General features: G+C 65.5%; 11 protein-coding genes. 9 read left to right on the plus strand and 2 right to left on the minus strand.

All coding sequences use genetic code 11. From position 1 onward, the window contains the following. Positions 1 to 77: 77 nt before the first annotated feature. Complete coding sequence (locus tag LXT21_RS15185) at positions 78 to 827, minus strand: LysR family transcriptional regulator (protein WP_254038844.1); 750 nt, start codon at positions 825 to 827, stop codon at positions 78 to 80. Between the two features lie 887 nt (positions 828 to 1,714). Between LXT21_RS15185 and LXT21_RS15190 the strand changes: the two genes are divergently transcribed. The 7 genes from LXT21_RS15190 to LXT21_RS15220 all read left to right on the plus strand — a co-directional run bounded on the left by LXT21_RS15190 (position 1,715) and on the right by LXT21_RS15220 (position 9,021). Further along, the gene (locus LXT21_RS15190) at positions 1,715 to 2,530 is read left to right on the plus strand and encodes a hypothetical protein (RefSeq protein ID WP_254038845.1); all 816 of its coding nucleotides are present in this window, start codon (positions 1,715 to 1,717) and stop codon (positions 2,528 to 2,530) included. Between the two features lie 567 nt (positions 2,531 to 3,097). Then, positions 3,098 to 4,483 (plus strand): pentapeptide repeat-containing protein, encoded by a 1,386-nt coding sequence (locus tag LXT21_RS45375; RefSeq protein ID WP_254038846.1) that lies wholly within the window; start codon positions 3,098 to 3,100, stop codon positions 4,481 to 4,483. Between the two features lie 331 nt (positions 4,484 to 4,814). Then, entirely contained in the window at positions 4,815 to 5,492 is a 678-nt protein-coding gene (locus LXT21_RS15200; protein ID WP_254038847.1) for a TolB family protein, read from the plus strand. A gap of 137 nt (positions 5,493 to 5,629) precedes the next feature. Further along, a complete protein-coding gene (locus LXT21_RS15205) occupies positions 5,630 to 6,667 on the plus strand; it encodes a hypothetical protein (RefSeq protein ID WP_254038848.1) in 1,038 nt (345 codons plus the stop codon). Positions 6,668 to 6,693: 26 nt separating this feature from the next. Then, entirely contained in the window at positions 6,694 to 7,251 is a 558-nt protein-coding gene (gene rsmD, locus LXT21_RS15210; protein ID WP_254038849.1) for a 16S rRNA (guanine(966)-N(2))-methyltransferase RsmD, read from the plus strand. 45 nt (positions 7,252 to 7,296) lie between these two features. Then, positions 7,297 to 7,779: a pantetheine-phosphate adenylyltransferase gene (gene coaD / locus LXT21_RS15215; RefSeq protein WP_254038850.1), complete on the plus strand. Its 483-nt coding sequence runs from the start codon at positions 7,297 to 7,299 to the stop codon at positions 7,777 to 7,779. Positions 7,780 to 7,830: 51 nt separating this feature from the next. Then, positions 7,831 to 9,021: a pyridoxal phosphate-dependent aminotransferase gene (locus tag LXT21_RS15220; protein ID WP_254038851.1), complete on the plus strand. Its 1,191-nt coding sequence runs from the start codon at positions 7,831 to 7,833 to the stop codon at positions 9,019 to 9,021. Between the two features lie 58 nt (positions 9,022 to 9,079). On the opposite strand, the gene LXT21_RS15225 is transcribed toward LXT21_RS15220, so the two are convergent. Continuing rightward, complete coding sequence (locus LXT21_RS15225; protein ID WP_254038852.1) at positions 9,080 to 9,844, minus strand: hypothetical protein; 765 nt, start codon at positions 9,842 to 9,844, stop codon at positions 9,080 to 9,082. Positions 9,845 to 9,997: 153 nt separating this feature from the next. Between LXT21_RS15225 and carB the strand changes: the two genes are divergently transcribed. Beyond that, complete coding sequence (gene carB, locus LXT21_RS15230) at positions 9,998 to 13,252, plus strand: carbamoyl-phosphate synthase large subunit (protein ID WP_254038853.1); 3,255 nt, start codon at positions 9,998 to 10,000, stop codon at positions 13,250 to 13,252. A gap of 805 nt (positions 13,253 to 14,057) precedes the next feature. Continuing rightward, positions 14,058 to 14,846 (plus strand): hypothetical protein, encoded by a 789-nt coding sequence (locus tag LXT21_RS15235; protein WP_254038854.1) that lies wholly within the window; start codon positions 14,058 to 14,060, stop codon positions 14,844 to 14,846. The last annotated feature ends 22 nt before the right edge of the window (positions 14,847 to 14,868 follow it).

The following is a 14,868-nucleotide window of genomic DNA, read 5'->3' on the forward strand; positions in this document are numbered from 1 at the left end:
CCGGCAGTGCCTCCCGCCATGTCGCTCGCCGGACGGTGACGTCCGTTCTGCCCCGAGAGTGGTCTGGGACCGCCAGCTCATCGCGGCTTGCGCGCTATCAGGAATACGTTCTGCGTGCTGTCGCCGACGTCGGGCGTCTCGATGTCGACGAATCCCACATCGGCGACAGCAGCCCGAAGCTTGTCTCGGCGGAGCACCGTCACCCGTGGCGCCTTGCCAAGCCACCGCGAGGAAGCCCCCGAAGATCGGCCCCAGGGGCCGCCGAGGCACGCAGTGGAGGTGACGAGCGTGCCCCCCGGCACGGTCACGCGATACATCGCTCGCAGGAGCGCCGCGGGATCGTCAAGCAAATGCAGGAGGTTGTAGGCGCATACGCAGTCGAACTGCGCGTCTGTGAACGTGGCCAGCGTGCCGGAAGGCTGCGCGTGGAAGACGACGTTCGCGGTGCCCGCAGCCGCGGCCTTGCGGTGGGCGATGGCGATCATGTTCCGCGAGATGTCGACCCCATCCCTCGATCGCCGCGCGCACCAGCAGATGCAAGTGAGATGGACCGTCCCCGACAGGCTCTCGTCATGTCCGGCAGCACCGCGCGTCAGCGCGCATACCTCGTCTTCGACGCGCACGGCGGCCGGCATCATTCGCTCGCCAGCATCGGTGAGCACGAACCCGTTGCGATGCCGGTCGAACAGCCGGGTCCTCAGCTCGAACTCGAGCGCGTCGACCCGCCGAACGACCGTGCTGTGGCTCACGCCGAGTGCAGCGCCGGCGGCGCGCACCGACCCGAGCCGCGCCAGGGCGAGGAAGTAGCGGAGATCGTTCCAGTCCACGGGGGAAGACTAGACCTGTGACGCACGGTTACGGGCCGCCGCGGAGCGAAGTGCCCCGAGCCTCCGTCAACTCGACCGCGCGAGGGGCTGAGGAGTACGGGACTTGAACCCGTGGGCAGGGCGATAGCAAACCCCAGGCAGGACGCGCTGTTACCCGCTATCACCTTGATTTCCCTCGGGTTCGTCATCCCGCGCCGTTCCCCGGTGCTCCGCGTCAATCCACGCTGGAGGGGCACACTGAGGGCACATGCAGCCAACTGGGTCCAGCCGCTCACGGACGCGAGCGGCCGGAACTCCCCGATTCACAAAAATCCGTGGGAAACTGACGGCAGCATGTGCCCTGGTGATGTGGGGCTGGGGAGAAGCAGGAGGGGTCGTGGGTGGGCGGACCAGCAGGAGGGCGGCATGCGCTTCGAGGCGTTGCCGCTGCCCACGCAAGGTGAGGTGGAGCGACGGCTGCGGGTCGTCACTAGGGACTGAGTCTGCTGGAGAGAGGAGGCAAATCCCGCGCAAGGGCCGGAGGACGTGCAGCAGGACCACTAAGGGTGCTCGCCGCCGCAGCGGCTGCACTGGCTGGAAGTGGACTTCCGGTTCCCTCCCAGAAAACGGCCTTGGTGCTCCTTCTTCAAGGGCGTCTCCCAGCATGCCCAATACGCACCTGCATGCGCGAACGATAGGCAGCATCTGTAATGGCTGTGCCGCTACGCTGCCACCGTCGCCTCCCGGCACCAGTCGGCCTGCCCAGCAGGAGGGCCGCCTTGTCGCCTATGCTTGAAGCGGACAAAGCCCAAGCGCTGTCAGGGAGGAAATGCGTTTCTCGTCTACTTCTGTTCGCCTGCGTCTGGCAGGGGGACGCCGCGCACACCCAGAGTTATTGGATTTTCCATATGAGCACGACTTCAAAGAAGAAGCCTGCGACGAACAAACCCCACCCCTTCCTGGTGTTTCTCTTGGAAAGCGGGCGCCAGTGGCAGAACAAGTTTGCTGACACGGCTCGTCAAACCGGAAGCCGTCCTGGTCAGAAGGTGGAGGTGGAACTCTCGCTTGTAGAGTTCTACCAATCTGAAGTCTTCCGCTACGCGACGCGCCTTGCGGATCTTCCCGAGCAACTCCGCGTCATCGCCAACTTCATGGTTCACCGCCCTAAGGGCCGGGCATTGAAGAGGCTGAGGATTCGCAGGGCGGAATACGTCGCCTACCATTACAGAAACTTCGTTGTTCTACTTCAGACGGCAACGGACATCGCTATACGGCTGACAGGCGTGACTCTGGCTCTTGGGCTGCGTCCGCAAGAGATGAATGAGAAAACGGTCGTCGGGAATGAATGGACAAACCGCTTTCGCTTGAAGGCTCCGTTAGAACGGCTTCAGAAGGTGGCCTCACCTCTCAAGCGGATCCGTAATGAATGGATTCATGCCGGGGTCACTCCTCTCATTGAGCCCACCGATACGATCGCTCTCATCGAGAGTGCCCAGCATCTGAGCGGGGAGGAGATTTGGCTGGCCGAGTGGGAGATTGACGCGTATTTTGATAAGGCTTGCGATGATCTCGTCAAACAGATCGCAGAACACGCGACGGCTCTTCACGAAGCTGTTGACGTGCTACTGACCGCCCTCCAAACTCCCTATAAATACTGGTCCTCCCGTCTGGAGCATGACTGGCGGATCACTGCAGAGGGCACTTCAGCGAAAGAAAAAGCATAAGAAAGAGGGAGCCCTTTGAAGGCAAAGACTGGAGCGGAGCTGTTCCAGCAAATTGGATACGCGGTGCCCCTTCGAGTTCGTCGAGGACGCTCGCAGTTGGGTGGAGCGCTTCGTGAGCTGGTACAACACCGAGCGTCGGCACTCGGCCACCTGCTTCGTCATGCCTGCCGACAGGCACTTCGGCCGCGAGACGGCTCTGCTGGCTCGACGCCACCAAGTGTACCAGTGGGCCCCTGCCCGTCACCCCGTGCGCTGGATCTACGGCATACGCAACTGGACTCCGGCGCGCCCGTCAGTGTCGGTCCCTCTCCGAACCTCATCCTGGCAGTGCAGCAGATGAGGCGCAGGGGCTGCTCCTCTCTCTCTCGACAACTACCTTTGACGCTCACCGTCTAGGTCGAAATGGCTTGCGCGAAAGGTGTAGACATTCGGCCATCCCGCAATCGGGGCGGGGCTTCCTTTTGGGCAGCGAGGCGGCAGGTTCTCTGAAGAGGCTTGGGCGTCCATCTCTTCAATGGGGGCAAAATCGAGGAGCATTCTCCAGCATAGCAATTGCCAAAACTTGCAGTGCAAATCCACATCCAGCCCCAATCTCTCAGCCCGCCAATCAATTCAATGGAATTTGCTCTCGCCATTAGTCTTTTGGGGACGTCAATCCCGCTCACTGTTGCTCTTTTTAATGTTATCTACCAAACAAAAGCTCTAAAGGAAACGCAGCTCTACGAGGCTCTGAAGCGCTCGGGAGACAAGGATAGCCCATTGATCCGGGCGAGCGCATCTGCACTCATTGCAACAATCGGAAACTCTTCAGGTCCTCTGTTGTTTTCAAAGCCGCATCGGTCCACCGCAATCAATCATCTATCCACCAGCCTCCAGATAGAAGCAAATCCGACGGTCCTAGTTGCACTGCAGGACGGACTGCACAAGCTTGCAAAGAAATCCCCAGGCCTCGTCGCCAAAAGCATTGCAACGGCAAACGTCCGCATCCATCGTGCGCTCGCCCACGCAATCACAACAAGCCAGCAAGTCGCGCGGCCACAGTCCGCTGAGGAACCGCATCCGACAGAAGTTTCTTCCCTCGGCTATAATCAAGATACCATCGCATACTTACTCGAACTTTGGGGGAAGGAGGCTAAAAGGCGGCCACATCTCCCGCCGCATCATTATGAACCAGGTGCCCTGCCTCCCATCGCAACTCTCGTCAGCCAGTTAAGGTCGTCAACAGTCGCACTGTCACTCGCCCTCCACCATTCTCCAAGCTTCAAAAAGACAGAACACTCACTCTGCTATGTTTTCATGGCAAACGAGGAGTTGTCGGACATCGAAATCAAGAACACCATCATGCATGGGGCCTGCTTCGACAGTTCCATCCTGCTGCGCACAGAAATCACCTACACCGACATGGCAAACTCAAGGCTTCGAAGAATAGAAGCCCAGTCTTGCCAGTTTGATGGCAGCAACTTGTCCGGCTCAGATATGCGCGAAGCGATTTTTACCAAGTCTTCATTTGAAAAATCCAATCTCGCAAAATGCAATCTCGAAGATGCGAATTTCGAGCAGGTTAATCTTTTGGGATCTAACCTTTCCGGTGCAAACGTTCGCAATGCACGATTGTGGAGTTCGACTATTGGGAGTGCCGCCGATCTTACTGGTGTCAACTGGTGGCTTGCGAATTTTTATGGTCCAGCGCCAGCCCAAGAAGTCAACGAAGAACTCATTGCTTCGCTGGCACAGAAACATCCACCGCCGCCCGACCCGCAGAGCTGGCACCCTTCAGTCCGCGCAGTATTGAAGCCGAGCCTCAGTGCCAACTCCAGCCTCAGTGCCAACTCCAGCCTCAGTGCCAACTCCAGCCTCAGTGCCAACTCCAGCCTCAGTGCCAACTCCAGCCTCGGCACAGGTTTGAATGATTCCGCCAAGCGAAAGCGAAATAAGTCTAAGCAAAATAGATGACTGCCGAAACACATTCGGGCGGAACGAGACTGATGGGTCAAGAGCAAATCTGATCTAGGCTGTACCAATGGGGCTGTGCCCTGTGCGAACGATCAAATTCTATCGTGTAGCCGTCCGGCGAGCGACGTGGTGGGTGTCATTGTAGAGGTTGCAGTCGTGGCGGACCCTGGCTGGAACGTCGAAGCCACTGGAGACTCAGGAGAGGTTCCAGGTCGCCGAGATGTTCGAGGCACGCGGCCTGCCGCATCAAGAACGCGTAAGTGCTCGCCGTGTCCGAAAGGAGCGCGCGTTGCTTGTTGCGAGGTGAACAGGGACTGGGTCAACTCAGGCCATGCCCACCCGCCGCATCTTCCTGAAGGCCGCCGTTCCGGCGATGCTGTCCATCCTGTTGCCTGCCTTGCCCACTCAGGCGCGCGGTCCCTCCGTGGTGGAGGAGAAGGGCAAGATCGTGCTCGTGGAGGCCAACGGGAAGAGGCGCTCGCTGACCTCCTCGGGGCAGGACTCCCAGCCGAGCCTCTCTCCGGATGGCAGGGCCGTCGTCTTTGTCCGCAATGCCTCCGGCAAGAAGGTGGAGTCGGCTACGGGCGAAGTCGAGGCCAATGAGGTCTGGTGGGTGGACACCTCGGGCGGCAAGCCCAGGCGGCTCGTCGCCTCCACCGCGAGCGATGATCCGAAGGCGTCTCTCGGAGCGCTCGAGGCGCCTCAGTTCTCTCCGGATGGCAAGACGGTCTTCTTGCTGAGCGCGGCCTGGGTGACCTCGGGCGCCGTACACAAGGTGGACGTGGCCACGGGCAAGGAGCAGTTCGTCTCGCCAGGCAATACCCTGGAGGTCATCCCCCGCGGAGAGCACCATGGCAAGCTGATCGTCCAACTGCACAAGTACTTCCTGGGGGGCGGCAGCTACGACTGGTTTTGGCTGCTGGAGCCCGATGGGAAGCCAGTCGGCCCCATCGGCGACGACGTGAGCCGCTTCCGAGAGCTGTACTTCCCAGAGCCAGCCTCGCCCTGATGACCGCTCCCGTTCCACGCCGTTACGGCCAACGGCTGAATGGCGAAGAGCAGGGGACTCGGCCCCGTACTCCAACCGACGCTCCCCCAAGCTTCACCTTGCCACGGGCCCCACGGGCGGACGATTCTCCGCGTCCCATGAGCGTGCTCGACAAGGTGCTGTCATTGCGGCCGGGCAACACGGTGGCCCGGGTGGGCGCGAGCTCGCGCGTGCCGCTGCTCAACCCGCGTGAGCCGCTGCGCGCCCTCGACCGCCTCCCGGTCGCCCTGGCCTGTCTCCCCGTCCAGTCGAAGGCCGCGCTGCCGGGTCTGCTCCGCGCCGCGCGCTCGGAGGACGCGGTCCTCGGCCTCGCCTGTCCGCACCCCACCGCCGACCGTGGCGCCGCCGAGCGCTTCATCGCGGCCGTGCACGAGGCCGCCGCCGAGGCCGAGCACGCGCGCCCCCTGTTCCTCCAGGCCGGTCCCATCCGCGTCACCGGCTCCGACGAGGACTCCCTCGCCCCCCTGCGCGAGGGCCTCTTCCGCGTCGTCGACGCGGGCTTCACCCTGGTCTCCCTCGACCTGTCCCGCCTGGACTCCTACGCCGCCGTGGAGGCCGTGAACGGCCTCGTCGGCCCCGTGACGGAGCGGGAGCTCGCCCTCGAACTCAGCGCCCCCGTGCCCGCGTCCGGTGGGCTCATCGACGCCTACCGCACGCTCCTCGAGGGCCTGTCCCAGTGGAAGGTCCCCCTCCGCTTCGTCCGCGTCTCCGAACGTGACCTCGGCGGCGCTGAACCCGACGTGGGCACCCTGCGCTCCATCGTCGACCTGGCCACGGACTACAACGCCTCCGTCTGCGTCGGCGACGTGCGCGAGGGCTTCCCCCGCATGCTCCCCACCTACGTCGCCGCGGGCGCGAAGAAGGTCGACTGCGTGGGCCCCTTCGAGCGGCTCGCCCTGACCTCCTGGCCCTCCGAGGTCCGCGAGAGCCTCGAGTCCAAGTCTGCCGCGTCAGGTCTCCCCGCCGGAGACCTCCTGAGCGTCATCGAGGACAGCCTCCCACCCCTCGACCCCCAGGCCCGCGAGCGGCTCGAAGCCCTCTCCTTCGCCGAAGCCGCCGAGGTCCTCGCCGCCCTGGGCGCCGCGGGCACGGGCCACTCCGTGATGCGCTTCCTCGCGCAGAACCAGGGCGAGTAGCCCCGGCGCGGTGTAGAAGGCCCCCCATGCGAATCGTCTCAGGCTCCGCGAAGGGCAGGGCGCTGGCCGGCCCCAAGCCCACGTCGCAGCACATCCGCCCCACGGCGGACCGCGTGCGGGAGACCCTCTTCAACATCCTCGGCCAGTTCCTCGACGGCCAGCGCGTCCTCGATCTCTACGCCGGCACCGGCGCCCTGGGCCTGGAGGCCCTGTCCCGCGGCGCGGGCGCCCTGGTCCTCGTCGACCAGGACCGCGAGGCCCAGGCCCTGTGCAAGCAGAACACCCAGGCGCTCGGCTTCTCGGCCCAGGTGGAGCTGCTCTCCCAGCCCGTGGTGCGGGGGCTGGACACCCTGGGTCGTCGGGGAGACCGCTTCGAGCTCATCTTCGCGGACCCGCCCTACGCGGCGCGCGTGGTGGAGACGGTGCTGGAGGCCGTCACGGCGGCGGGGGTGCTCGCGCCCGGCGGGATGCTCGTCGTGGAACACGACAAGCGCGAGGAGGCCCCCGAGTCGCACGCCGGGCTCACCCGGGAGGACCAGCGCCGCTTCGGGGACACCGTGGTCAGCTTCTACCGGGCGCCGTGAGCATTGCTTGACCGGCCCTCGGCCCCGTCCGAGACTCCCCGTCTCATGCCTGTCGCCATCTACCCAGGTTCGTTCGATCCGCTCACCAACGGGCACCTGAGCCTCATCCAGCGCAGCCTGAAGATGTTCGACAAAGTCATCGTCGCCATCGCGGTGAACCCCAAGAAGACCCCCCTGTTCACCGAGGACGAGCGCCGCGACCTCATCCGCGACGCTGTCAAGGACGAGCGCGTGGAGGTGGACGCCTTCCACGGTCTGCTGGTCGACTACGTCAAGCGCCGCGGGGTGAACGTCATCGTCCGCGGGCTGCGCGCGGTGTCGGACTTCGAATACGAGTTCCAGCTCGCGAACATGAACCGCAAGCTGGCGCCCACCGTGGAGACCGTCTTCATGATGACGGGTGAGGACTACTTCTACATCTCCTCCCAGCTCGTGCGTGAAGTCGCCTCGTTCGGAGGGGACGTCACGGGGCTCGTCCCACCCAATGTTCACGCGGGGCTGCAGGCGAAATTCGCGCGGAAGACGTAGTGGCCTGACAGCACTTGTCGGGCCGGCCCTGGCGCGCTACGCATCCGGGCCATGAAACTCGCCCGCCGGCTCCAGGCCATCAAGCCCTCCCCGACGCTCGCTCTCAACTCCCGCGCCAAGGCGCTCGCGGCCCAAGGCGTGGACGTCGTGGTCCTGGCGGCGGGCGAGCCCGACTTCGACACGCCCGACTACGTCAAGCAGGCCGCGGTCGACGCGCTCAACGCGGGCTTCACCAAGTACACCGCCACCGCGGGCATCCCCGAGCTGCGCGAGGCCATCTGCAACAAGCTGGAGCGCGACAACGGGCTGCGCTTCACCCCCGAGCAGGTGCTCGTCACCTCCGGCGGCAAGCAGGCGCTCTACAACTTCTGCCAGGCGGTGCTCGACGAGGGTGACGAGGTCATCATCTTCGCCCCGTACTGGGTCAGCTACCCGGACATGGTGCGGCTGGCCGGCGCGACGCCCGTCATCGTCAACACGCGCGAGGAGGACGGCTTCGCGCCGGACCCGGACGCCATCCGCCGCGTGCTCACCCCGCGCACGCGCGCCATCATCATCAACAGCCCCGGCAACCCCACCGGCGCCGTGTACTCGCGCGCCGCGCTGGAGGGCATCGCCGACGCCGTGCGCGGCCACGACTGCCTCATCGTCACCGACGACATCTACGAGAAGCTCCTCTACACCGGCGAGCGGCTGGGCATCAGCGACGTGGCCCCGGACCTGGTGCCCCGGCTCGTCGTCGTCAACGGCATGAGCAAGGCGTACTCCATGACGGGCTGGCGCCTGGGCTACGCGGCGGGGCCCCGGCCCGTGCTGTCCGCGATGCAGCTGGTGCAGGACCAGTCCACGTCCAACGCCTCGTCCATCGGCCAGAAGGCGGCGCTGGCGGCGCTCAAGGGGCCGCCGGACACAATCACCACCATGGTGAAGGAGTACAAGGAGCGCCGGGACTCCTTCGTGGGCGGACTCAACGCGCTCGATGGCGTGCGCTGCCGGATGCCTGAGGGCGCCTTCTACGCGCTGGCGGACGTGCGTGGCCTCTACGGGCGGCCCTACAAGGGGAAGGCCGTGGCGGGCTCGGTGCAGCTCTCCGAAATCCTGCTGGACGACTTCCGTGTCGCCGCGGTGCCGGGAGATCCGTTCGGCGCCGAGGGCTACATCCGCATGAGCTTCGCGACCTCGCGCCAGGTGCTCGGCAAGGGGCTGGAGCGGCTGGGCGAGCTGGTCCAGGCGCTGCGCTGACGTCCCTCGACGGCTCCGGTGTCGCCCTTGAGCGCGACGCCGGAGCGAAGAGGACACCTCAGTCCGTGTAGGCGAAGGCGCGATGCTCCTCGCCATACGGGCGGTAGACGAGCACCGCGGCGCGGCCGGAGAGGTTTCCCACGGCCACCCAGATGTCCTTCGCGTTACGCAGGTCCAGGCCGAGCCGGGCGGGGGCCTTGCCGTACTTCTTCTCCATCGCCTCGAGCGGGAGCACCTCCACGTCGTAGAGCGTGATGAGGTCCGTGCGCTTCAGTCGCAGCTGCTTCACCCACGCGGCGACGAGCTCCTCGGGCGTGGCGTAGCGCTTGTCCTCGAGCTGGAACGGGTAGAACAGCTCGTTGGCGGTGCTGCGCACATCGCCGGTGAGCAGGAACTGGAAGAGCACGCGGGCGCTCGTCTGGATGTCGCGCCGCTTGAGCTCCTCCGGGGACGACGGCGGCGCGGGCTCCGAGGTGTCCAGCCCCGCCGGCAGGTTCATGGGCATGATCGGCGCAGGCGCCGCGGCCGTCGTGGGCGCCGCGGTGGGCTTCTGTGCGGGCGCTGGGGCGACGGGCTCGGCGCGCCTGGGCGGCGGAGGCTTCACCTCGGCGGCGGGCTTCTCCGGGGCGGCGGCGGGGGCCTCGGCGGGCTTGGGGACGGGGGCGGGGGGCGGCTCGGCCTTCACGGGGGCCGGGGCGGCGGGGGCCTGGGCGGCGGGCTCCTGGGGGGCGGGGGGCGCGGCGGCGGGCTCGGGCGTCTCCTGCGCCAGGGCGAGCGCGGGCGACGTGAGGGAGAGGATGAGGGCCAGGGACCAGCGACGCATGCGACCTCCGAGAAGGGGTGGAGCGTAGCAGAGCGGGGCGCCTTGGCGCGTGCCGGGTGTGGACCCGGCGCACCGGGCGTCCGGGCGGTCGGCAGGCCACGGCCACATAACATCCGTGCATGCCGGGGCAGAGGTTGGTATGGGGGCGCCCCGATGCCTAAGCGTACCGATATCCGCAAGGTTCTGGTGATTGGCTCGGGCCCGATTGTCATCGGGCAGGCCGTCGAGTTCGACTACTCCGGTACCCAAGCCATCAAGGCTCTCCGGGATGAAGGCGTGGAGGTGGTGCTGCTCAACAGCAACCCCGCCACGGTGATGACGGACCCCGAATTCGCCTTTCGCACCTATATCGAGCCCATCACCGTCGACGCGGCGGAGCGCATCCTCGCCGCCGAACGGCCGGACTCGCTCCTGCCCACCATGGGGGGCCAGACGGCCCTCAACCTGGCCAAGGCGCTCGCCGAGCAGGGCATCCTGGAGAAGTACGGGGTGCGGCTGATTGGTGCGTCGCTGGAGGCCATCAACAAGGCCGAGGACCGCCAGCTCTTCAAGGCGGCGATGCAGAAGATTGGCGTGGCGCTGCCCAAGAGCGGCTACGCGACGACGCTCGACCAGGCCATGTCGCTGGTGGAGGAGATCGGCTTCCCGTCCATCATCCGGCCCTCCTTCACGCTCGGCGGCACCGGCGGCGGCATCGCCTACAACCGCGAGGAGTTCGAGACCATCTGCCGCTCGGGCCTGAAGGCCTCGCCCACGTCCACCATCCTCGTCGAGGAGAGCGTGCTGGGGTGGAAGGAGTACGAGCTGGAGGTGGTCCGCGACACCGCGGACAACGTCATCATCGTCTGCTCCATCGAGAACCTGGACCCCATGGGGGTGCACACGGGTGACTCCATCACGGTGGCGCCCGCGCAGACGCTGACGGACCGCGAGTACCAGCGGATGCGTCAGGCGTCCCTGGCCATCATCCGGGAGATTGGCGTCGACACGGGTGGCAGCAACATCCAGTTCGGCATCCACCCGAAGGATGGCCGCATGGTGGTCATCGAGATGAACCCGCGCGTGTCCCGCTCCAGCGCGCTGGCGTCGAAGGCGACGGGGTATCCCATCGCGAAGATCGCCGCGAAGCTGGCCCTGGGCTACACGCTGGACGAGCTGCGCAACGACATCACCCGCGACACGCCGGCCTCGTTCGAGCCGACGCTGGACTACGTGGTGGTGAAGGTGCCGCGCTTCAACTTCGAGAAGTTCCCGCACGCGGACCGGACGTTGACCACGAGCATGCGCTCGGTGGGCGAGGTGATGGCCATCGGCCGGACCTTCCCCGAGGCGTACATGAAGGCGCTGCGCTCGATGGAGCTGGGGCGCGTGGGGCTGGAGCCGCCCGAGCTGCCGCAGGAGAAGGAGGAGCGCGAGAAGGTGCTGCGCGAGGCGCTGCGCATCCCGCGCCCCGAGCGGCCGTGGTTCGTGGCCCAGGCCTTCCGCGAGGGCCTGACGGTGGCGGACGTGCACCAGCTGTCCGCCATCGACCCGTGGTTCCTGCGCTACATCGAGATGTTGGTGCGCGAGGCGCAGTCCATCCAGGAGTACGGCCGGTTGGACCAGCTGCCGGACGAGGTGCTGCGGCAGGCGAAGGCGCACGGCTTCTCCGACAAGTACCTGGGCAAGCTGCTCGGCTACCCGGAGGAGGAGGTGCGGGCGCACCGGCACTCGCGCAGCATCCGTCCGGTGTTCAAGCGGGTGGACACGTGCGCGGCGGAGTTCGAGGCCTTCACGCCGTACCTGTATTCGACGTACGAGGAGGAGGACGAGGCGCCTCCGACGGACCGGCAGAAGGTGCTCATCCTGGGCAGCGGTCCCATCCGGATTGGGCAGGGCATCGAGTTCGACTACGCGTGCGTGCACGCGGCCTTCGCGCTGCGCGAGGCCGGGTACGAGACGGTGATGGTCAACTGCAACCCGGAGACGGTGTCGACAGACTACGACACGTCGGACCGGCTGTACTTCGAGCCGCTGACGATTGAGGACGTGCTCGAGGTGTCCCAGCGCGAGAAGCCGGTGGGGGCGATTGTCCAGTTCGGCGGGCAGACGCCGCTGCGCATCTCGGTGCCGCTGGAGAAGGCGGGCCTGCCGATTCTCGGGACGCCGCCGGACGCGATTGACCGGGCGGAGGACCGCGAGCGGTTCAGCGCGCTCATCGAGAAGCTGGGGCTGACGCAGCCGGAGAACGGGGTGGCGCGCAGCCACGCGGAGGCGTTCAAGGTGGCCGAGCGCATCGGCTATCCGGTGATGGTGCGTCCCTCGTACGTGCTGGGCGGGCGGGCGATGGAGACGGTGTACGACGCGTCCAGCCTGGAGCGGTACATGCGCGAGGCGGTGAGCGCGTCGCCGGAGCACCCGGTGCTCATCGACCGGTTCCTGAAGGACGCCATCGAGGTGGATCTGGACCTGGTGGCGGACCGGACGGGCGCGGTGATGATTGGCGGGGTGCTGGAGCACATCCAGGAGGCAGGGGTGCACTCGGGTGACGCGGCGGCGACGCTGCCGCCGCACTCGTTGTCGCCGGACCTGGTGGAGCGGATGAAGGACCAGGCGATTGCGCTAGCGCAGGAGCTGGGCGTGGTGGGGCTGATGAACGTGCAGTTCGCCATCCAGGGGAAGACCATCTACATCCTGGAAGTGAACCCGCGTGCGAGCCGCACGGTGCCGTTCATCTCGAAGGCCACGGGTGTGGCGATGGCGAAGATCGCCGCGCTGTGCATGGTGGGCAAGACGCTGGTGGAGCTGGGGGCGACGCAGGAGCCCCAGATGAACCACGTCGCGGTGAAGGAGAGCGTGTTCCCGTTCGCGCGCTTCGCGGGCGTGGACGTCATCCTGGGGCCCGAGATGAAGTCGACGGGCGAGGTGATGGGCCTGGCGCAGGACTACGCGTCGGCCTTTGCGAAGAGCCAGCTGGCGGCGGGGGTGAAGCTGCCGAAGAGCGGCAAGGTGTTCATCTCCGTGAAGGACGACGACAAGCCGGCGGTGGTGGACCTGGCGCGGCGCCTGCGGGCGATGGGGTTCACGCTCATCGTGACGGCGGGGACACACAAGTACCTGGCGACGAAGGGCATCGAGGCGCAGGTGGTGCAGAAGGTGAAGGAGGGCCGGCCGAACATCGTCGACAAGATCGTCGACGGGGAGATCGTGCTGGTCATCAACACCACCTTCGGCAAGCAGGAGATTTCCGACAGCTTCTCGATTCGCCGTGAGTCGTTGATGCACTCGGTGCCGTACTACACGACGGTGCAGGCGGCGCGCATGGCAGTGGGCGCGCTGGAGTCGCTCAAGCGCGCGGACCTGGAGGTCAAGCCGCTCCAGGAGTACCTGGGCGTCACGAGCACGGTGCCGGGCAAGGCGCGCCGGTAGGATTCAGAGCAGTCCGTCTTGAGGTCAATCGCGGCCCCGTTCCCTGTCTTGGGAGCGGGGCCGTGGTGTTTTCGGGGGCTGAGTCCCGGCGAAACGCAACTGCGTCCTGCCTGTCCATGCTGCGGGCAAGTCTGTCTGGGCGCTCCTCTTGTGAGTCCTTGCATCGGGCCCATGGCACGGAAGACGCAGTGACTGCCAGTGAACCGCCTTGCCGCAGGCGCCTCGGGTTGGTCGTGGTACGGCACGCCGAGCGTGGCTTGTGTCAATGCGTGCTCAAGTCTCGAAGAGAGGAGTGGGGGGCACATGAAGACACGTTTCGGACGGATCTCTGGCGTCAAGCTCCTGGCGATACTCGATGCGGAGGTCTTGCGCCTGGTCTCGAATCCCGATGATGAGAACAAGGAGAGATTCCACTACTGGATTCGGATGAGTGGCGTCTTGGCTGTCACAGATAACCGCAGGCGTCCGACCCGCGTCCCCATCCGGGTGCCGATGCAGAGTCAGGTCTTGGTCGCCGGAAATCCCGCCAGAAGTTCAGCGAGCGGGTCCATTTCCCCGTGTCCTATGGCTCTTCTCCCAAACCTGATTTGAACTATGAGCAGATCGCGCAACACCTCACGACGATCCTATCGACGACCACCTTGACGGATCGCGACATCGCCATCGATTTGCTCCGTCGCATGATGGACAAGCCCACCCTGTTGGACTTCCGGCAGGATCGCGCGCACGGAGCCTTCTTTGATGCGCTCGTGGTGTTGATGTTCGGCGTCGAGGCCTCGCGAAACCAGGCCACCTGGCGACGAGCGTGTTCCTGCTCGACCTCATCCGCAGCGAATGTACCTATGGGCGAAAGGGCACCAAGCGGTTCACGTTCGCCAAGGCCTTTCACAGTCGCTACTACTGGGACGACGGGCTGCTGACAGATGGGCGGTTCAAGGAGAGCTGGTACGGCGGAAAGTTTCCCATGGCTGTCCATGGTACGGGTTCCGGCAACATGCGGCGGCGCTATGAAATCGTGGGCGCTCCAGGGAGCTCGTCGAATCAGGAAGCCCTTGAGTACCTGACCCAGCGTCATGCTGTTCCCCAGCGGGAGATCGCCTTGCTGGTACATTGGTTGGAGGCTTCGGGCGCCGAAGACACGGCCGAGAGCGTTGAAGAGTGCATCCGGACCCGTCTTCACCAAGCCTTTGTCTCGGGGACGCTCCCTCAAGCGCTTCCGCAGAACCCACGTCCAGACACCGTCGAGCACGTGAAGCTCGACTCCCTCTCCGTGGATGGCGATCAGAAGGTGTTCGTTGTCCCGGGTCCCGCGGCTCGTCACTATCATCTGGATCCCACCTGCAAGACGGTGCCCGGAAAGTTCCGCACCCATCACTCGCTCCATTCTCGAGAGGGGGGCGGGATAGAATTCTCGATGAACACACTCCCTTCGCTGGTGCTCTGCTCCCGCGAGGACGCGGAAGAGGATGGCCTGACTGCCTGTCCGTGGTGCTTCGACGTCGAACGACGGGAGAACGGGGACGTCGAGGACCAGTCGGTGTCACTCTCCAGCAGCTCCAGTTCTGGTGGATGCCGCGACGGCTCGCAGTTCTGAGTGTATGCCCGTCCAGTGGGGC

Source organism: Myxococcus guangdongensis (assembly GCF_024198255.1).
GTDB classification, from domain to species: domain Bacteria; phylum Myxococcota; class Myxococcia; order Myxococcales; family Myxococcaceae; genus Myxococcus; species Myxococcus guangdongensis.